At 63.2% G+C, this 20818-nt stretch carries 11 protein-coding genes; 6 read left to right on the forward strand and 5 right to left on the reverse strand.

The features are described from left to right. Positions 1-108: 108 nt before the first annotated feature. Positions 109-2253 carry a DNA helicase RecQ gene (gene recQ / locus ACZ6YA_RS15300; protein ID WP_465897953.1) on the reverse strand — a complete coding sequence of 715 codons (2145 nt, stop codon included), beginning with the start codon at positions 2251-2253 and terminating at the stop codon, positions 109-111. A 246-nt stretch (positions 2254-2499) separates the two neighbouring features. On the opposite strand from recQ, the gene ACZ6YA_RS15305 reads away from it, so the two are divergent. Then, positions 2500-3087 carry a YecA/YgfB family protein gene (locus ACZ6YA_RS15305; protein ID WP_465897954.1) on the forward strand — a complete coding sequence of 196 codons (588 nt, stop codon included), beginning with the start codon at positions 2500-2502 and terminating at the stop codon, positions 3085-3087. A 7-nt stretch (positions 3088-3094) separates the two neighbouring features. Further along, positions 3095-3460 (forward strand): YbaN family protein, encoded by a 366-nt coding sequence (locus ACZ6YA_RS15310; protein ID WP_465897955.1) that lies wholly within the window; start codon positions 3095-3097, stop codon positions 3458-3460. A gap of 41 nt (positions 3461-3501) precedes the next feature. Here the strand turns inward: ACZ6YA_RS15310 and ACZ6YA_RS15315 are convergent, their stop codons facing one another. Continuing rightward, entirely contained in the window at positions 3502-10452 is a 6951-nt protein-coding gene (locus ACZ6YA_RS15315; RefSeq protein WP_465897956.1) for a retention module-containing protein, read from the reverse strand. A 467-nt stretch (positions 10453-10919) separates the two neighbouring features. On the opposite strand from ACZ6YA_RS15315, the gene ACZ6YA_RS15320 reads away from it, so the two are divergent. The 3 genes from ACZ6YA_RS15320 to ACZ6YA_RS15330 all read left to right on the forward strand — a co-directional run bounded on the left by ACZ6YA_RS15320 (position 10920) and on the right by ACZ6YA_RS15330 (position 16024). Then, positions 10920-12293 (forward strand): TolC family outer membrane protein, encoded by a 1374-nt coding sequence (locus ACZ6YA_RS15320; protein ID WP_465897957.1) that lies wholly within the window; start codon positions 10920-10922, stop codon positions 12291-12293. Between the two features lie 76 nt (positions 12294-12369). Beyond that, entirely contained in the window at positions 12370-14505 is a 2136-nt protein-coding gene (locus ACZ6YA_RS15325) for a type I secretion system permease/ATPase (RefSeq protein WP_465898045.1), read from the forward strand. 163 nt (positions 14506-14668) lie between these two features. Beyond that, on the forward strand, positions 14669-16024 hold the full coding sequence (locus ACZ6YA_RS15330) for an HlyD family type I secretion periplasmic adaptor subunit (protein ID WP_465897958.1): 1356 nt from the start codon (positions 14669-14671) through the stop codon (positions 16022-16024). A gap of 172 nt (positions 16025-16196) precedes the next feature. Here ACZ6YA_RS15330 and ACZ6YA_RS15335 read toward each other — a convergent pair whose 3' ends face one another. The 3 genes from ACZ6YA_RS15335 to ACZ6YA_RS15345 form a co-directional block, all read right to left on the reverse strand. After that, complete coding sequence (locus ACZ6YA_RS15335) at positions 16197-16796, reverse strand: tRNA-uridine aminocarboxypropyltransferase (protein WP_465897959.1); 600 nt, start codon at positions 16794-16796, stop codon at positions 16197-16199. A 153-nt stretch (positions 16797-16949) separates the two neighbouring features. After that, entirely contained in the window at positions 16950-18515 is a 1566-nt protein-coding gene (locus ACZ6YA_RS15340; RefSeq protein ID WP_465897960.1) for a methyl-accepting chemotaxis protein, read from the reverse strand. 139 nt (positions 18516-18654) lie between these two features. Further along, complete coding sequence (locus ACZ6YA_RS15345) at positions 18655-19548, reverse strand: LysR family transcriptional regulator (protein WP_465897961.1); 894 nt, start codon at positions 19546-19548, stop codon at positions 18655-18657. 222 nt (positions 19549-19770) lie between these two features. Here ACZ6YA_RS15345 and speB point away from each other — a divergent pair, with 222 nt between their 5' ends. After that, positions 19771-20721 carry an agmatinase gene (gene speB, locus ACZ6YA_RS15350; RefSeq protein ID WP_403135908.1) on the forward strand — a complete coding sequence of 317 codons (951 nt, stop codon included), beginning with the start codon at positions 19771-19773 and terminating at the stop codon, positions 20719-20721. The last annotated feature ends 97 nt before the right edge of the window (positions 20722-20818 follow it).

Raw genomic sequence — 20818 nt, forward strand, 5'->3', positions numbered from 1 at the left:
GTCAGCTAACCATGGCCCGGACCATCAGGCAAGGCTGCCTGATGCGCAAACGTCCGATAATCGTCAAAAAGGATGACAACGGTCAGAGGATGTCCGAAATGTCCCAGCTTAAAGCTCGAATTCTGCCGCCAGCGCCGCGCGCACACAGTAGAGCACTCCCTCGGGGACACGCGCACCGAATAGCGGCGCGATGGTCGACACCGGCGGCAACTCCCCTTCGCCGTCGAGGAAGGCATCTTGAATTTCCGCCATCAGGTCTTCGGGCAAGTCCAGCGCCTGGTCCAGGCTCAGTTCATGGCGACCGATGGCTTCGGCCAGCAGGCTGTAGACATTCTTCTCGCTGCAATTGAGCTGGCCGGCGATCTGTGCCGGGGTCATGCCGGCACGGGCCAGGCTGACCAGTTCATGGCGCAGGTCGAGGACCACCTTGGGCGCCTCCTGCGTGCCACCGGCGCCATTGAGCACTTCCAGGAACGCCTGGCCGTAGCGCTCCAGCTTGCGCGCACCCACGCCGCTGACCTGGGCCATGTCGCTGAGGCTGGTCGGCTGGCTGCGCAGCATCTCCAGCAAGGTGGAATCGGGGAAGATGACGTAGGGCGGCACACTGTGCTCCTCGGCCAGTTTGCGCCGTAGCGTGCGCAGTTCCTCCCACAGTTCGCGCTCTTCGGCGCGCACCAATTGGCTGGCCGGGCTGCCGCCGCTGGAGGAGGACTTGGCCACGGTCTGCGGCTTGAGGTCGCGGCGCAACTGCAAAGTCACCTCGCCGCGCAGCAGTGGCCGGCAACTGTCGGACAGGCGCAGGCCGCCATAACCCTCCAGGTCGATGTCCACCAGGCCCCGCGCCACCAGCTGGCGGAACAATGAACGCCATTCCACCTCGGCGATCGCCTTGCCCACCCCGAACACCGCGAGTTTCTCGTGGCCGAAATTGCGCACTTTCTCGTTATCTTTGCCCAGCAGCACGTCGATCAGGTGGCCAACACCGTAGCGCTGCCCGGTACGGAAGACCGCCGACAAGGCCTGGCGTGCAGGCTCCGTGGCATCCCAGGTCTGGATCTGGTCGACGCAGTTGTCGCAATGCCCGCACGGCTGTTCGAGCACTTCGTCGAAATACGCCAGCAGCGACTGGCGGCGACAGCGAGTTTCTTCGCACAGCGCCAGCATGGCGTCGAGCTTGTGTTGCTCTACGCGCTTGTGACGCTCGTCGCCTTCTGAGTTCTGCAGCATCTGCTTGAGCATCACCATGTCCTGCAGGCCGTAGGCCATCCAGGCATCGGACGGCAGGCCATCACGGCCGGCGCGACCGGTCTCCTGGTAGTAGGCTTCAAGCGACTTGGGCAGGTCGAGGTGGGCGACGAAGCGCACGTTGGGCTTGTCGATGCCCATGCCGAAAGCGATGGTGGCAACCATGATCAGGCCTTCCTCGTTGAGGAAGCGGTGCTGATTGGACGAACGGGTTTCCGCCGCCAGGCCGGCATGGTAAGGCAGCGCCGGGAAGCCCTGTTCGCACAGGTAGGCAGCGGTCTCGTCGACCTTCTTGCGTGACAGGCAATAGACGATGCCGGCGTTGCCACGGCGCTCGCCGAGGAACGCCATCAGCTGCTTGCGGGGCGACTCCTTGGGCACGATGCGATAAAAGATGTTCGGCCGGTCGAAGCTCGACAGGAAGCGCTCGGCGCCCTGCAGGTGCAGGCGCTGGACGATCTCCTCTCGGGTGCGCATGTCGGCGGTGGCGGTCAGGGCGATGCGCGGCACGTGCGGGAACAACTCGGCCAGCTGGCCCAGCTGCAGGTATTCCGGGCGGAAATCATGGCCCCATTGCGAGACGCAGTGCGCTTCGTCGATGGCGAACAGAGATACGTCCAGCCCGCTCAAAAAGTCCAGCATGCGCGGCTGCACCAGGCGCTCCGGCGCCAGGTACAGCATCTTCACTTCACCACGGCGCAGGCGCCCGGCCAGGTCGCGCTGCTGCTCCGCGCTCAGGGTGGAGTTCAGCGCAGCCGCCGCGACGCCGAGTTCGTCGAGGGTGGCGACCTGGTCGTCCATCAGCGCGATCAGCGGCGACACCACCACGGTCAGGCCCGGGCGCAACAACCCCGGCACCTGGAAGCACAACGACTTGCCACCGCCGGTGGGCATCAGCACCAGGGCATCGCCGCCATTGGCCACGCATTCGATGATCGCTGCCTGGCGCCCACGGAAACTGTCGTAGCCGAAGATATCCTTGAGAACGCGCTGAGCCTGTTCGAGCATGTGCAACTCCACAAATCGCCGTACCATCCTGGACACAGGCTGGACGAAAAACCCGCCCCGCACACGCCAAATGCGTAAGCGGCTTTTACCAGAGGGCCGGCAAACCTTGCCCCTGGGTGAAAAACCGCGAAGTATACCCCAGTGCCGACCCGCGCAGGATGCCCCGCTGACAGACGTTCCCTTTACCCCGGCATCGCTGCAAGGTGCTAGAATTCAGCATCGTATATTCCCCAAGGTAGCCCTGTAATGTCCTTCGCCGAGCAACTGACCCGCCTGCAAGCCTTCCTCGACGCCGACGAACTGCACGAAGAAGCGCTGGACTACGTCGCCGCCCACGGCTACCTGACCGCGCTGTCGATCTGCTCGGAGGACGTGCCCGATCGTGAATGGATCGACGCGCTGTTCGCCGAAGAGCCCCATTACGCCAGCGATGCCCAACGCGAGGAAATCGAAGCGACCCTGCTAGGACTCAAGGCCCATATTGCCCGCCTGCTGGCCAGCGACGAAGAATTCGAGCTGCCGTGCGAGCTGGACCTGACCGACGAGCCGGACGATTCCGACCTGCGCGGCTGGTGCATCGGTTTCATGGAAGGCGTGTTCCTGCGCGAAGAAGCCTGGTTCGAGAACGCCGAGGAAGAAGTCAGCGAGATGCTCCTGCCGATCATGGTCGGTTCGGGCCTGTTCGACGAACAACCGGAGTTCGCCGACATCGCCAGCAACGCCAACCTGCAGGACGACATGATCGTGCAGATCCCGGAAGCGTTGAGCGCACTGTTCCTGCTGCTGCACGCCCCTGAAGAGAAGCCGGCGCTGCTCAAGCCTCGCCACCACTGAGTTGGCGGTGCGCTACCTGCTGCTGGCCATCGGCTGGCTCAGCGTCGCGCTGGGGGTGCTGGGGATCTTCCTGCCGGTGTTGCCCACCACCCCGTTCCTGCTGCTGGCGGCGGCCTGCTTCGGCCGCAGCTCGCCACGCTTTCATCACTGGCTGATCAACCATCCCCAGCTAGGGCCGTGGATCCGTGACTACCTGAGCGGCGCGGGCATTCCGCTCAAGGGCAAGGTCTATGCGATCGGGCTGATGTGGGCGAGCATCGGCCTGTCCTGCTACCTGGTGCCGCTGTTCTGGGCGCGGGCGTTCATGCTCACCAGTGCGGTACTGGTGAGTGTGTATATTCTCCGGCAGAAGACGTTGCGCAAGCCGGGCTGAGCCCATTGCCTGCGAGCAGGCGATGGGCCATGCCGCTCAACTCACACCGTATCCACCTTCAATGAGTGATCATCCAGCATCCCATTGATGATGGTCGCCGTATCATGCCCCGCCGATATCACCCCGCCCGCCCCTGCCGTCACCCCGTAGTGCTGGGCCAGGTCGACCCCGGCCAGGTCGATGGTCTGAATCGGCGCGGCCCCCGCCACGCTGCTGACCTCGATGGTCGACACCACATGCTCCCCCGAGCCGCTGACCTTGAAGTGCAGGTAATCATCCAGTGACGACCCCGAGGCATGCTCGCCCTGCAGCAGTTGCGACAGGTCAAGCTTGTCGCTGCCTGGGATGAAGTCGGTGACGGTGTCGTGGCCACTGTCCCCCTTCTGCCAGACAAAGGTGTCGTTGCCATTGCCGCCCGTCATCGTGTCGTTGCCAGGCCCGCCAATCAGAATGTCATTGCCGTCCCCGCCTTTGAGCACATCGTTGCCTGCACCGCCGTTGAGCAGGTTGTCGGCGCTGTTGCCGATCAAGGTGTCGCCGTACTCGGAGCCGACCAGGTTATGGATACCGTTCAAGGTTTCCACGCCGGCACCACCGGTGTCCTGTGGTCCTTCATGACCCAGATCGATGGTCACCGCACCCTTGGCCAGGGCATAGTTGGCCGTGTGGCCGTTGTGCTCATCGCCAGCGGGGGCATGCGCTTGCACCGAAGCGATTTCGACCGGGCTGGAGAGGTCGGCAGCGCCGTGGCCACTGCCGCCGCCCAAGTGCGACGCTGGGTCCTGCGCGTTGGCATAGTCGAGCACCAGGCTCAGCTTGTAGCTTTCGCCTCCCTTGCTCGCACCCTGTGGGTCGCTGACGTGGATGCTGTACACACCGTCGTGGCTGGCCGTGAAGCTGTCGCCGGCAGCGATGGCGTGATAGCTGCCGCCGGCATCCTTCCATTCCAGCGCCAGGTTGCCGTCGTGTGCGTCGTGATTCAGTTGCAGGGTTTCGCCTTTGCGCAGGCTGACGTTGATCACCTCTTCGGCATTGCCCTGAGCCCCGGCAGTGCCGGTGGCGCCGAGGTAGCCGAGCACTACCAGCGCGGCGGTCATGCTGCTGGCATCGAGGGTGAACGCGCCGCGATCGACGACCCGCTGCTCCTGGCCCCGGCCATACCCGTCGGCACACCCAGACATGGAGTTGTCGTGCACGTTGATGGTGATGACTGCAGTGCTTTCGTCGCCGTCGCCATCGCGGATGGTGTAGACGAAGGTATCAGTGGCGTCGCGCGGCGCCGCGACGTTCGGGTCGGAGTGGTAGACCGCATTGCCCTGGGCATCCAGGGTGAGGTAACCGAACTGGCCCGCGACATGGCTGCCGAGTTGGCCAATGGCTGAGTTGGACGTATCGTGCCCGGCGCGCACACCAACGACGTAGCCGCAGTCGGCAGGCACATCGGCACCGATCGTGTCGTTGTACAGGACGTTGCCGCGCACCTCATCGCCCTTGCTGACGCTCACGAAGTCGCAATGCGCCTGCGGCACGTCATCGACAACGGTGATGCGGACGGTGCTGATGGACCAGTTGCCGACCGTGTCTTCGACTCTGTAAGTGAAAGACTCGCTGACGGTGTTGGCACCGTCGTTGGCGTGCGGCTGCGAATTTGCTGGCGAAGTCAGCGTGTAAGTGTAGGAGCCGTTCGCATTCAAGTGAATCTGGCCGTACTGGCCGACGGCGTTGCCGATCAGGGTGTAGGTCAATGCCCCTACCCCACCGCCGACCTGCCCGACCAGGCTGCCGGATGCAGTTTCTGCGGGCGAACCAGGTTCGCTGCCGTTGACGCTGCCAGCCGCCAAATCATGGCCGCCCTTGTTCAGGTCCAGGGCTTTTTCGAACGCCGTGACCCCGCCATCGCCACACGGGTGCAGCGACTGGTCGTGAACATTGATGGTCACGACAGCAGTACTTTCGTCGCCATCGCCATCGCGAAGGGTGTAGACGAAGGTGTCGATCGCATCCCGCGGTGCCACGGCATTAGGGTTGGAGTGGTACTCCGCGTTGCCCTGGGCGTCGATGGTCAGGTAGCCGTACTGGCCATAGACATGGCTATCGAGTTGACCCATGGCGGAGCTCGAGGTGTCGTGACCGGCACGTACACCGACCACGTAGGCGCCGTCACCCAGCGTGTCGGCGCCAACCACATCGTTGTACATCACGTTGCCACGGACCACGTCGCCCTTGGCCACGCTGACGAAGTCGCAGTGGGCTTGGGGAACGTCATCGACAATGGTGATCCTCACGGTGCTGGTGGTCCAGTTGCCCACCGTGTCTTCCACCCGGTAGGTGAAGGATTCAGCGACGGTATTGGCGCCGTCGTTGGCATGGGTCGGCGAGTTCGCCGGCGAGGTCAGGGTGTAGCTGTAGGAGCCGTCAGCGTTGAGGTGCATTTGGCCGAACTGGCCGACGGCATTGCCGACCAGCGTGTAGGTCAATGCCCCTACGCCCCCGGCGACTTGCCCGACCAGGCTGCCCGACGCTGTCTCGCGGGCCGAGGTAGGGTCGCTGCCCGTGACAGTGCCCGCCGCCAGGTCATTGCCGTCTTTGTACAGGTCAAGTGCGTTCTCGTAGACCCAGACGCCACCGTCGCCACACGGCTGCAGCGCTGGGTTGTGTACGTTGATGGTGACCGTCGTGGTGCTCTCGTCACCGTCGGCGTCGCGAACGGTGTAGACGAAGCTGTCCAGGGCATCGCGCGGCGCCACGGCATTGGGGTTGGAGTGGTACACGGCATTGCCCTGGGCATCGAGGGTCAGGTAGCCGTACTGGCCATGCACCTGGGTGTCGAGCTGGCCGATGGCTGAAGCGGACGTGTCGCTACCCGCGCGCACGCCGACCACGTACTGCCCGTCACTGCGGGTATCGGCACCGACCACGTCGTTGTACATCACGTTGCCGCACACCACCTCGCCCTTGTACACACTGACGAAGTCGCTGTTGGCCGTAGGCACGTCGTCGACGATGGTGATGACGATGCTGCTGGTGGTCGAATGGCCAAGCGAATCCTGCACCTGGTAGGTGAAGGTTTCGGTCACGCTGTTCGCACCATCGTTGGCGTGGGTTGGCGAGTTGGCCGGGGACGTCAGGGTGTAGGTGTAGGAGCCATCGGCGTTCAGATGGATCTGGCCGTATTGGCCCACAGCATTGCCGATCAGCGTGTAGGTCAGTACACCCACGCCGCCGCTGGTCGAGCCGGCCAAGGTACCGGAAGCCGTCTCCTGGGTTGAGCCCGGATCGCTTCCAGTCACGCTGCCAGCGGCCAGGTCGTTGCCGTCCTTGTGCAGATCCAGGGCCTTCTCGTAGACCGTAACGTCGCGGTCTTCGCAGGTCATCAGCGCAGTGTGCACGTTGATGGTGAGGGTCGTGGTGCTCTCGTCGCCGTCGGCATCGCGAATGGTATAGACGAAGGTGTCGACGGCATCGCGTGGCGAGGCGACGTTGGGGTTGGAGTGATACTCGGCGTTGCCGTAGGCATCGATAGTCAGGTAACCGTACTGGCCGTTGACCTGGGTGTTGAGCTGGCCGATCGCCGAGGTGGACGTGTCGCTGCCGGCACGCACGCCGACCACATAGTGGCCGTCTGCGCGGGTGTCGGCGCCGACCACGTCGTTGTACATCACGTTGCCGCTCACTACCTCGCCTTTGGCCACGCTGACGAAATCGCTGTTGGCGGTCGGCACATCGTCGACGATGGTGATGACGATGGTGTTGGTGGCCGTATTGCCCAGCGAATCCTGCACCTGGTAGGTGAAGGTCTCGGTCACGGTATTCGCCCCATCGTTGGCGTGGGTCGGCGAATTGGCAGGGGAAGTCAGGGTGTAGGTGTAGGAGCCATCCGCATTCAGCTGGATTTGGCCGAACTGACCTACAGCACTGCCGACCAGGGTGAAGGTCACAGCACCTACGCCGCTAACCACCACCATCCCTGAGGCCGTTTCGTGGGATGAGCCAGGGTTGCTGCCGGTCACCGTGCCCGCTGCCAGGTCGTTACCGTCCTTGTGCAGGTCCAGCGCGTTTTCATAGACCGTGACATCGCGATCTGCGCATACGATCAAGCCGTTATGCACGTTGATGGTGAGGGTCGTCGTGCTTTCGTCGCCGTCGGCGTCGCGGATGGTGTAGACAAAGGTGTCGATGGCATCGCGTGGCGAGGCGACATTGGGGTTGGAGTGATACTCCGTATTACCGTAGGCATCGATGGTCAAGTAGCCGTACTGGCCGTTGACCTGAGTGTTGAGCTGGCCGATGGCGGAGCTGGAAGTGTCACTACCGGCGCGTATACCGACCACATACTGGCCATCGCCACGGGTATCGGCGCCGACCACGTCGTTGTACATCACATTGCCGCGCACCACATCGCCCTTGAACACGCTGACGAAGTCGCTATTGGCTGTGGGTACGTCGTCGACGATGCTGATGACGAGGGTGCTGGTAATCGAATTACCCAGCGAATCCTGCACCTGATAGGTGAACGATTCGGTCACGGTATTTGGGCCATCGTTGGCATGGGTCGGCGAGTTGGCCGGGGACGTCAGGGTGTAGGTGTAGGAGCCGTCCGCATTCAGCTGGATCTGGCCGTATTGGCCTACGGGGTTGCCGACCAAGGTGTACGTAAGCGTGCCGACACCGCCGCTGGCCGAGCCGACCAAGGTGCCGGTCGCGGTTTCCTGGTTCGAGCCTGGGTCGCTGCCGGTGACGCTGCCAGCCGCCAGGTCGTTGCCATCCTTGTGCAGGTCCAGCGCTTTCTCGTACACCGTGACGTCACGGTCTTCGCAGGCCATCAAGGAGTTGTGCACGTTGATGGTGATGGTCGTGGTGCTCTCGTCGCCATCGGCATCGCGGATGGTGTAGACGAAGGTGTCGACGGCATCCCGCGGGGAGGCGATGTTGGGGTTGGAGTGGTACTCGGCATTACCCTGGCCATCGATGGTCAGGTAGCCGTACTGGCCGTTGACCTGGGTGTTGAGCTGGCCGATGGCCGACGTGGACGTGTCGCTGCCGGCACGCACACCGACCACATACTGGCCATCGCCACGGGTATCGGCACCGACCACGTCGTTGTACATCACGTTGCCGCGCACCACGTCGCCCTTGGCCACGCTGGTGTAATCGTCATGCGCCTGCGGCAGATCATCGACGATGTTGACGTCCAGGCTGCCCGTGGCGGTGCTGCCGTCGGCATCCTTGGCGACCACCTGAAAGTGTTCGCTGATGCTGTTGCTGCCGTCGCCGTTGGGGTGGGTTTCGTTGTCCAGCAGGGTGTAGCTGTAGCTCACCACGCCGGTTGCAGGGTTGTAGCCGATGATGGTCAGGGTGTTGCCTTCGGGTGTGACGATCGACTGCGGGAAGCCCGCCGACACACCGCCACTGACCACGCTGATGCCGCCCACCGTCAGGCTCTGCAGGCCGTCTGGCGCGGTGACCTTGAAGGTGCCTTGCTGGGTCAGGGCGCCAGCATCCGGGGCGCTGCCATCGTGTAGGTTGCTCTCGTAGACCGTCACCTCACCGCCCTGCGCGTCGAGGCCGTCAAGTTTCACCGGGTCGTCGAGGTTATTGATGTTCAGGGTCAGCGTCGCGCTGCTGCTGTCGCCGTCGGCGTCCTTGATCGTGTAGGTGAAGCTCTCCACCCCATGGCCGCCACCGCCCAGGTTCTTGAAGTCCGGGTCGCTGGTGTTGAGCGTGTAGGTGTAAGAACCGTCTGCAGCCAGCACCAGCGTACCGTAGGTGCCGGTGAAGGTACCGGCGATTACCGGACCGCCCGGGACCCGGTCGGCGCCCTGCACATCGTTGCTCAGCACATTGCCGGTCAGCTCAGTGTGCTGCTCGGTGGCAGTGAGCGGATTGCTATCGTCGACGGCCTTGGGTACGTCGTCACGAATGATCACATCCAGCGACCCTTGGGCGACATCGCCGTCGCTGTCGCTGACCAGGACCGGCAGGTGCTCGCTCACTGCGTTGGTACCTGCGCCGTCGGCGTGCTGTTCGGCGCCGGTCAGCGTGTAGCTGTAACTGACCACGCCGGTGGTCGGGTTGTAGCCGGTGATGGTCAGGGTGTTACCGAGGCCGGTGGTGAGCGACTGGCCGACGCCGGTCACCACGCCAGCGGTGACCACGTTGATGCCGCCGACACTGAGGTTGTGCACGCCGTCCGGGGCCACGACGGTGAAGCTGCCGGTTTGGGTCAGGGCAGCTGGATTGCTGGACGAACCCAAGGGTAGGTTGGCTTCGTCGAGGACCAGCTCGCCAGGGTTCACATCCAAACCACGCAGTTCGACCGGGCGATCCGGGTTGTCAGGCGTCAGCGGTGGATTGGGCTGCTCGGGGGGGGTGGGTTGACCCGGCGGGTTAGGTTCGCCCGGCGGGTTAGGCTGGCCAGGTGGCAAGGCACCATTTCCGCCGTTATCTACGTTGCCTGAATCGAAGACATCGCGTCCACGACCGTTGTCCAGGCCCCCGACATAGCGATTTGCAAGCTCCGGAATGCCATTGAAGCCTGCGGTCGGGAAACCTATCTGCGGGTCGACCCGGTCAGCCACTTCGGTCAGCAGGACAAAACTGTGGCCGCCGCCCAATGCGCCAGGCGCACTGCTGCCATTAGGTCCGGCAGCAGGCGCTTCGGCGGTGGTAGTGGGGTCGTCACCTGCGGCAATCGCCTGCTGGATGCGCTCGACATCACTCAGTTGGGCATCGCTCGGCGCGCCGTCCTGCGTCTGCACATGGGCCGCCTGGTTGGCCAGCAAGTCCGGGGTCATGGTCAAGCTGCTGTCGCGCCCCAGTGTCAGCTCGGCGCCATTCTGCAATCGCACGGCCACGGCGCCAACGGCACCGGTTTCAAGCTGCTCGCCCGCGAACAGGCGGTCGCCCTCGATCAAGGGGCGCCGGCTGCCGTCGCTGCCAACGGCGAATACCTGACCCACCACTTTGCTGACCACACCGACCAATTTAGCCATGAGCGCACGCCTCCCCTTACCGATTGGCTACACAGCCAAGGACATGGCGGGTGGGGTCAACGGCTTCGCGCCCGAGTGTTTCAACGGTGAGAATCATGCTCTCAGGCCACTACTTTGGCGATAGTCATAATGTAAGTTTGCCATCGTTAGATGCCAAAATTTTGTCGCCAAATTCCGCTTTCACCTAACCGTCTTGCGTCCTTAGCTGGAAAAAATCTGGAACTCGCTCCGACGCCGGAAACCCGCATGCTTCGGCGGCATCCGAAATCGCTTGAATGAAACAATGTCTTGGTTTTTGATAGATCGCATAAGTTTTTTTTCGCATAGCCCTTATGAAAAAATCTTCTTAGCTCGCGCGATAAATGTTCTTAGCTCTGTTGTTACAAACGTGAAACTATTTAAATTATAAAAATCGTCATTTTATTGGCGACTAGCAAGGCCATTTTAGGACCAGGGAGAAGTACCCCATGCGCGTTTTCAACCCCATCACCAGTGCAATTCTGTTGGCCATGGCGTGCGCCAACGTTCAGGCGATGTCACTCAACGAGGCTGTCCAGAGCGCCGTGGACTATCACCCGGAAATCAGCTCCAACCGCAACAGCAAGTTGTCGGCTGACGAGGATGTGAAATTCGCCCGTGGTGGGTACTACCCAACCGTCGACCTGGTGGCCGGTTACGGCAGGCAGCGTTCGGACAACCTCAACACCCGCGGCGTGAATGCCGATGGCACCCGCAACCACAACAAGGAGACGCTCAACTACACCCAGTCGGAACTGCGGCTTCGGCAAATGATCTTCGATGGCTTCAACACCTCCAACGAAGTCGGCCGCACCCAGGCCGTGGCCACGTCGCGTGCCTACTACACCCAGGCGGTTGCCCAGGATGTAGCCCTGCGTGCGATCGAGGTCTATCTCGAAGTACTCAAACGTCGGGAACTGGTGACCCTGGCCAAGAACAACCTGCAGGCTCACCTGCGGGTCAACGACCAGATCGGCCTGCGCAGTGAGCGAGGCGTCGGCAGCACCGCTGACCTCGACCAGTCCCGCGCTCGTCGCGCCCTGGCGGAGAACAACCTGGACACCGCTGAAGTCGACCTGGCCGATGCCGAGGCCAATTTCTACAGCGTGGTCGGCCGCCTGCCTGACGAACTGGAAGGCCCGCAATCGGTGAAGGTGGAAATCCCCGGCACCCTCGACGAAGCCCGCGAAGGCATGCGCCAAAACAACCCATACCTGAAATCCGCCCAGGCCGATGTCAACGCCGCCGAACAGCAATACGAAGTGGCCAAGTCGCCGTTCTATCCACGCTTGGACGCAGTGCTGGCCACCGGTGCCAACAACAACCTGGGCGGTGAGAAAGGTCACAGCAACAACGACTGGCAGGCCGGCGTCGAGCTCAACTACAACCTGTTCCGCGGCGGCAGCGACAAGGCGCGCCTGCAGTCCGATGCGCATAAGATCAACCAGGCCCTGGACATCCGCAACAACGCCCTGCGCGAGCTGACCGAAAACCTCAGCCTGTCCTGGAACGCCATGAACAACGCGCGCAAGCAGACCCCGACCGCCCGCGAATATGCCGAGACCACCCAACGCGTGCGCGCCGCCTATCAGGACCAGTTCGGCCTCGGCCAACGCACCCTGCTCGACGTGCTCGACAGCGAAAACGAGCTGTACAACGCCAACCGTCGCTACACCGAAGTCCGTTACACCGAGGAATACTCGATGTACCGCGTGCTGGCGACCATGGGTGAGCTGCTGAGCAAACAGCGCATTTCCCTGCCGCCGGAAGCCATCGCCAACAACGAAGTGCGTACCGAAGCGCGGTTACCCGACATGCGTTGACGCCAGCGCTCAGCGGGCACGGATCGCCAGGCATCACCCCCATCCACCGAGGCGGGAGTAGTCCATCGTGACCAGTATGCAAAGCGCGCAACCGCGCCCCGATGTCGATGACCCGCTGCTCGATGGCCTGCTGATCCTCTGCCGCCTGCACGGCCGGCCGGCTAGCCGCGCCAGCCTGAGCAGCGGCCTGCCTCTGCTGCAGCAGCGCCTCGGGCCGGACTTGCTGCCAAGGGCGGCAGCGCGCGCCGGTTTGCAAGGGCGCGTGCTGCAGCGTGAGCTGGAGGCCATTTCGCCCCTCAACCTGCCGGTGCTGCTGTTGCTCAACGACGGCCGCAGCGCCGTGCTGCAGCGCTGGGGTGACGACGGCCGGGCGCTGATCCTGCCGTGCGAAGCCGAAGGCGGCGAACAATGGGTTGAACGCGAGGCGCTGCAGCAGGCCTACAGCGGCCACGCCCTGTTCGCCCGCCCACGGCACACGCTCGAAGAAGTACGTTCGCCGCTGTTGCCGCGGGTCGAAGCCTGGTTCCGCGACACTCTGCGCCATTCCCGTTGGCTGTACGGCGATGCGCTGCTGGCCAGCCTGCTGATCAACCTGCTGGGCCTGATGGTGCCGCTGTTCGTCATGCAGACCTACGACCGCGTGGTGCCGAATCAGGCGCTGTCGACCTTGTGGGTACTGGTCGCCGGCCTGTTCATCGGCACCGCCTTCGAACTGGTGTTGCGCATGGTCCGCGCTCACCTGCTGGACCAGGCCGGCAAGAAAACCGACCTGATCCTTTCCGCCACGCTATTCGAACGCATCACGGGTATGGCCATGAAGGCCAAACCCGCCAGCATCGGCGGTTTCGCCCAGAGCATCCACGACTTCCAGGGCCTGCGTGAATTTCTCACCGCCGTGACTCTGACCAGCATCATCGACCTGCCCTTCGTCGCGCTCATGCTGCTGGTGATCGGCCTGCTCGGCGGCTGGCTGGTCGTCATCCCACTGATTGCCTTCCCATTGGCGGTGGGCTTTGCCCTGTTCATCCAGGCGCGCCTGCGCGACACCGTGCAAAAAAGCCTCAGCCTCGGCGCCGTGCGCCAGGCCCTGCTGATCGAAACCCTCGGCGGCCTGGAAACCCTCAAGGCTTGCGGCGCCGAAAGCGAGCGCCAGTACCAGTGGGAACACACCAACGGCGCCATGGCCCGCCTTGACGCCCACGCCCGTAACCTGTCGTCGCTTGCCAGCAACGGCACGCTGTTCATTCAGCAATTCTGCGGCATGGCCACCATCGTCGCCGGGGTGTACAGCATCATCGCCGGTAATCTCAGCGTCGGCGCTCTGGTCGCCAGCTACATGCTCGGCAGCCGGGTGCTGGCGCCGCTCGGCCAGATCGCCGGGCTGATCACCCGCTACCAGCAGGCGCAATTGACCATGCGCAGCACCGATGCGCTGATGGCCCTGCCCCAGGAGCGCCAGGCCGAACAGCAAGCGCTGGAGCACACCCCCCTCAAAGGTGGACTGAGCCTCAGCCATGTCAGCTTCCGCTACCCGGCGCAGACCAGCCCGGCCCTGCAGGATGTGAGCGTGACCATCAAGCCCGGCGAGCGCATCGGCATCATTGGCCGCAGTGGCTCGGGCAAGAGCACCCTGGGCCGCTTGGTGATGGGCTTCCATCATCCGGACGAGGGCCAGGTGTTGCTGGACAACCTAGACCTGCGCCAGCTGGACATCGCCGACCTGCGCAGCCAGCTCGGCTACGTCGCCCACGACCTGCCGCTGCTGGCCGGCAGCCTGCGCGACAACCTGACCCTCGGCGCACGCCACATCAGTGATGCACGCATGCTCGAAGTGGCTGAGCTGACCGGCGTCAGCGAGCTGGCCCGGCAGCATCCGCACGGTTTCGACCGGCCGGTGGGCGAACGTGGCCTATTGCTGTCCGGCGGTCAGCGCCAGGCTGTGCTGCTCGCCCGCGCCCTGCTGCTGGAGCCGCCGATCCTGATCCTCGACGAACCCACCAGTCACATGGACAACAGTAGCGAAGAGCAGCTGCGTCAGCGTCTGCTGAGCTGGGTGCCGGGCAAGACCTTATTACTGGTTACCCACCGCACTTCGATGCTCAGCCTGGTGGACCGGCTACTGGTACTGGACAACGGCAAGATCGTCGCCGACGGGCCGAAGGATGCGGTCATCGACGCCCTGCGCAAAGGCCGCATCGGCGCTGCGTTGTAGAAACGACTTGAACCTGCAAGGGCAAGCTGTGGGAGCGGGCTTGCCCCGCGAACACGGGCGAAGCCCGTGCCAGCCAGCGCGGCGTCTGCTTCGCGGGACGAGCCCGCTCCCACAGGAATGAGTAAAACCAGCAAGCCATGTTGAGTTCTGCGGGAGTTAGGTCATGACCACAAGCCACAGCGTACGCAGTGCACATGCAGGCTCCAGCCCGCGCACCGAGCGCGACTACATGCCAGAGCTGGCCAGCGCCACCTTGCAGGATTCCCCGCGCCTGTCACGACTGACCGTGTGGTTGGCGGCCGCATTGCTGTTGGTTGCCGTGGTCTGGGCCAGCCTGGCGGTGCTCGATGAAGTCACTGTCGGCGAAGGCAAGGCGATCCCCTCCAGCAAGATACAGGTCATACAGAACCTCGAAGGCGGCATCGTCACCGAAATTTTCGTGCGCGAAGGCCAGATGGTGGAAAAAGGCGCCACCCTGCTGCGCCTGGACGACACGCGATTCAAATCCAATAAAGGCGAGAGCGAGGCTGACCGATATGCCCTGACAGCCCAGGTCGAACGGCTCTCAGCCGAGGCCGAAGGAAGGCCGTTCGTGCTCTCAGAAGAAGTACGTGCCAAGGCGCCGCAAGTGGCCGAGGACGAGCTATCGCTGTACGACTCACGTCAGCGCCGCCTGGCCAGCGAAAAACAGACCCTCAACGAACAGCTGCGGCAGAAGACCCAGGAGCTGGCCGAGTTCCGTTCCAAGGTCGAACAGTACCGCTCGGCGGTAAGCCTGTTGCAGCAGGAAACCGACATGTCGACGCCGCTGGTAAGCAAAGGAGCCATCTCGCCCGTAGAAATCCTGCGCCTCAAGCAGCGCACGGTCGAAGCCCGCGGCCAGCTCAACGCGACCAGCCTGGCGATCCCCCGCGCCGAGGCGGCCGTGGCCGAGATCCGCAGCAAGATCCAGGAATCCGACGCGAGCTTCCGCTCCGACGCGGCCAAAGAGCTCAACGACAAACGCACCGAGCTATCGAAGATCACCGCCACCAGTATCGCCATCGACGATCGGGTCAACCGCACCACCGTGGTGTCGCCGGTGCGCGGCATCGTCAAGCTGCTCAAGGTCAACACCATCGGCGGCGTGGTGCAGCCGGGCAGCGACCTGGTGGAGATTGTGCCGGTCGAGGACAACTTGCTGATCGAGGCCAAAGTACGGCCGCAGGATGTGGCGTTTCTGCACCCGGGACAGCCGGCGATGGTCAAGTTCAGTGCCTATGACTACACCATCTATGGTGGGTTGAAGGCCAAGCTTGAGTTGATCAGTGCCGATACCGTGACGGATGAGAAAGGCAATGCGTTTTACCTGATCCAGGTGCGGACCGAGAAGAATCACCTCGGGGGAGATAACAAGCCGCTGCTGATCATCCCGGGGATGGTGGCGACGGTGGATATCATCACCGGACAGAAGAGTGTGCTGGATTATTTGCTCAAGCCGGTGCTCAAGGCACGGACAGAGGCGTTGCGGGAGCGGTGAGTTGTCATGAGCGGCCTCTTCGCGGGGCAAGCCCGCTCCCACAGATATTTCACCAAACTTCAGATTAGTGCCGTCCTGTGGGAGCGGGCTTGCCCCGCGAAGAGGCCGGTACTGCCAATCAATCTGGCACAGATTGACCCTTCATCTGCGCCACCACGGGCAACCGTGAATTTCAGCCTTCACCGTGATTGCGCTCGAATGTCTCAGCACCCATCGCTCTGATCTGCCCCTCGATCAACGCCTCGAATGGCCGCAGCAACCCATTGAAACACGCCGGCTTTTCCAGAACATTCAATGCCTGCACCACCGCCTCGATGGTCGACACCGCCCCCGGCTCCGGCGCCTTGCGCAGGCGGTAGCGTGAAGTCGCAACCTGTGCCAGCGTCACCCGGGGCAGCGCCTCCAAAAGCGGGTTGAGGTACAGCAGCTTGCGCGCCTTGCGCCAGGTGCCGTCGGGGACGATCAGCAGCAGGGGTGTGTCGTGCGCTTCGCCATAGGCCATCAGCACCTGGGCTTCATCACCTGGGAACAGCAGGACGGGCCGGTAGCCTGGCGTCTGCAACAGTTCGCCAAGGTCTTCAAACACTTCGCCGATGCGTAACTCCGCATTGTCCAGGCCAAGTGCGGCCAGGCGGGCGGTATTCAGGGCGTGCGAGGTTTCACTGGGGTGCTGCAGCAGGACCACGCGGGTGCGGCTGTCGAGCGAGGGGATCAGTGGGCAAAGGCAGTGATCGAGCGGGCGCTGGCAACGCTCGCAGCGGGGTCTGGGCATGGGAGTCTCCGGTGGCGGAGGGATTTTGCCACAGGCTGGCATTTTGGGCCCGCTTTGCGGGCCATTCGCGGGTCAAGCCCGCTCCCACAGATAACGAGTCATCCCAACCTGTGGGAGCGGGCTTGACCCGCGAATGGCCCTGCAAACCCAGCCCTAACGGTTGAACCGCTCCGCCAGGCTATGCAGATACTCCGCCATACGCTCCAGGTCCTGGCTGATTTCCGCCCCTTGCTTGGCCTGCCCCGCCGTTTGATCGCACAGCTGAGCGATGCGCACGATCTGCTGGTTGATGTCTTCGGCCACGTGACTCTGCTGCTCGGACGCCGTCGCCATCTGCTGGCTCATGCCGGTAATACGGCTGACCGCCTGGGCAATCCCGGCCAACGCCGACTGCACCGCCTCGACACTGTGCACGCTGTCGCGCGAGATCTGCTCGCCACGGTTGGCAGTGCTCACCGCACGTTCAGCGCCTGCGCGCAGGGAGGCAATGATGTGGTGGATCTCGTCGGTCGAGGAACGCGTGCGCTGGGCCAGCGAGCGCACCTCATCAGCGACCACAGCAAAGCCCCTGCCCTGCTCGCCCGCGCGCGCGGCTTCGATCGCAGCGTTGAGCGCCAGCAGGTTGGTCTGCTCGGCAATCGAGGTGATGGTGTCGACCACGCTGCCGATCGACTGGGTCTGCTCGGCCAGGGCATTGACCGCCTGGCCGATGTCGCTGACCGCTTCGCTCATGCTGCCCATCGCCTTCAGGCTCTGCTGCGCCAGCTCGCTACCCTGCTGGGCCAGCTGGTCGGCATCGCCTGCGGCATGCGCGGTGCTTTGCACGTTATGCGTGACTTCCTGGATCGTCGCCGCCATCTGCGCGATGGCTGTGGCCGACTGGTCGGTCTCGCTGCGCTGGCGATCGAGCATCTGTGCCTGGGCATCGGACAGGTCGGCCGACTGCGCGGCCCGTGACTTGACCCCAACACCGGCATCCACCAGGCGGGTCAGTGCGGTTTGCAGGCGTGCTTCCTCACTGAGGATCGCCAGGTCGAGCTGGCCGTGAAGGCCTGGGTTGTCACTGTAGGTCAGCGCTACCAGCGGGCTGGTAAAGGCCTTGGGGTGCTCGGCCAGGGTACGGCGGATAGCCTGGTTCTGCCGCAGTTCGATCAAATACCAGGCCACCAGCAAGCTGGCCATCAACACGCCCAACGCAGCATACGGTGGCAACCACAGGTAACCGGCCGCCGCCATCAGCCCGGCGCCTAGCAGCGGCCATCCATTGCCCAGACCATGCCCCAGGCGCGCCGCCCAAGGCACTGCCGAGCGGCCGGCGCGCAAGCGCGCATACAACGCCTCGGCGCGGCGGATCTGTTCGCGTGTCGGCACCGAGCGCACCGACTCGTAACCGCTGACGCGGCCGTTCTCGTAGATCGCCGTGACGTAGGCGCTCACCCAATAGAAATCGCCGTTCTTGGCGCGGTTCTTCACCACGCCCATCCACGGTTTGCCTTGCTTGATGGTGTCCCACATATGGCCGAACACCGCTGGCGGCATGTCGGGGTGTCGGACCAGGTTGTGAGTCTGGCCGACCAGTTCGTCGTAGGTGAACCCGCTGATCGCCACGAAGGCGTCATTGCAGTAGGTGATGCGGCTATTGAGGTCCGTGGTGGAGATCAGGCGCTGGTCGCTGGAAAACGTTCTTTCGTGCTCAGTGACGGGCAAATTCATGCGCATCTTGGGCGATCCTTGCTTGTATAGATGAAAGGGAAAATCATCAAAGCAAGTAGAGGTTTAGCAGAGCGCAAAAGGCACAGTAGTCAGGTTTTGTAGGAAATACGCTTATCCCGACGGAATGACTGAAACAGCGTGTGTATCAGCCAACATTGAGCTGGCTTTTGAGCAGATCTCGGAAAGTCTGAATCAGGGGTTCACGGCTGCGCCCGCGACGGATTATCAACGAAAATGGCGCTTGATAGCCGAAAGTAGCCGGTGACAACACCCGTAAATCACCCTTGTCGACCCAAGCCTGGGCATAGTGCTCCGGCAAATAACCGATGTAGGCGCCTGACAAGATCAAGATCAACTGCGCCTCCATGCTTTCGACCGTCGCGGCACTGTGTTTGAAACCGTGCCGTGCCAGTTCCGCCTGGCTCCAGTAACCGCGTCCGACCATGCGCTGCTGGGTCACCACCGGTTCATGGATGCGCCGTTCGGCAAACAGGGGGTGGCGGCTGCTGCAGTAAAGCCAATGCTGCTCGCGATACAGCGGCTGATAGACCAGGCCGCTCATGCGCGAGGAAAACGCCCCAATGGCCAAGTCCAAGCGGTTGTCCTGCACCCCCAGTTGCAGTTCATAAGGGCTGGATACCGACAAGTGCAGGTGCACCGCCGGGTGTTCCTGGCTGTAGGCGCCGATCGCCTCGGCCAGGGGCAGCGCACGGTCGCCGACGGTGGAGTCGATCACCCCGAGGTTGAGCGTGCCGCGCAGCTCGCCTTTGAGGGCCGCGGCGTACTGCTCGAAACCGTCCAGCTCGGCCAGCAGGCGCAAGGTCTCCTGATGAAACAGCTCGCCTTTGCTGGTCAGACTGAAACCACCACGGCCACGGTGGCACAGGACAATACCGAGGGTACCTTCGAGCTGGCTCATGTAGGTGCTGATCGCCGAGGTCGACAGGTTGAGCTCGCGCTGGGCGTTGGCGAAACCTTGATGGCGCACCACGCTGACGAAGATGCGCAGCAGTTTCAGGTCGGGCAAGGTCGAGGCCATGGTGCAACGGTTCCGCAGGGTTGTTTTCGCGCAGTCTAACCGGAGCGCCCGTCTTTAGTTCAGAAATTCCTGAAGTAAGTTTTTGCCGGTAGCGATTTTTCCCACGCACTACCTTCGAGCAGACTTGGCCGAAATGTCCCTGCCCGCCGGCACAACCTTCCAAGGCGCGCGGCGGCACAGGTTCGAACAAACAAAACAATCGACCGACTGATGAGGCCCACCGTGGACAAAGTTCTCCACCAACCACTGGGCGGCAACGAAATGCCGCGTTTCGGCGGCATCGCCACCATGCTTCGCCTTCCCCACCTGCAAAGCGCCGAGGGCCTGGACGCCGCGTTCATCGGCGTGCCGCTGGACATCGGCACCTCGCTGCGCTCCGGCACCCGTTTCGGCCCACGGCAGATTCGCGCCGAATCGGTGATGATTCGCCCGTACAACATGGCCACCGGTGCCGCCCCGTTCGACTCGCTGTCGGTGGCCGACATCGGTGACGTGGCGATCAACACCTTCAACCTGCTCGACGCTGTGCGCATCATCGAAGAAGCCTACGACGAGATCGTCGAGCACAACGTCATCCCGATGACCCTGGGCGGCGACCACACCATCACCCTGCCGATCTTGCGCGCCCTGCACAAGAAATACGGCAAGATCGGCCTGGTGCACATCGACGCTCACGCCGACGTCAACGACCATATGTTCGGCGAGAAGATCGCCCACGGCACCACCTTCCGCCGCGCCGTGGAAGAAGGCCTGCTCGATTGCGATCGCGTGGTGCAGATCGGCCTGCGCGCCCAAGGCTACACCGCCGATGACTTCAACTGGAGCCGTCGACAGGGCTTTCGCGTCGTGCAGGCCGAAGAGTGCTGGCACAAGTCGCTGGAGCCGCTGATGGCCGAAGTACGCGAAAAAGTCGGTGGCGGCCCGGTGTACCTGTCGTTCGACATCGACGGCATCGACCCGGCCTGGGCCCCAGGCACAGGCACCCCGGAAATCGGCGGCTTGACCACCATCCAGGCGATGGAGATCATTCGCGGCTGCCACGGCCTGGACCTGATCGGCTGTGACCTGGTTGAAGTCTCCCCACCTTACGACACCACCGGCAACACTTCGCTGCTCGGTGCCAACCTGCTGTTCGAAATGCTCTGCGTGCTGCCGGGCGTCGTGCGTCGCTGATACCGCTGTACCCGGGCAGGAGCCATGAGGGAGGGCCACTGAGGCCCGCCAACACAAGACAAGACCGCCGGGCGCCGTGAACACGCCTGAGCGGTCG

The organism is Pseudomonas sp. NPDC090752, from assembly GCF_055584805.1.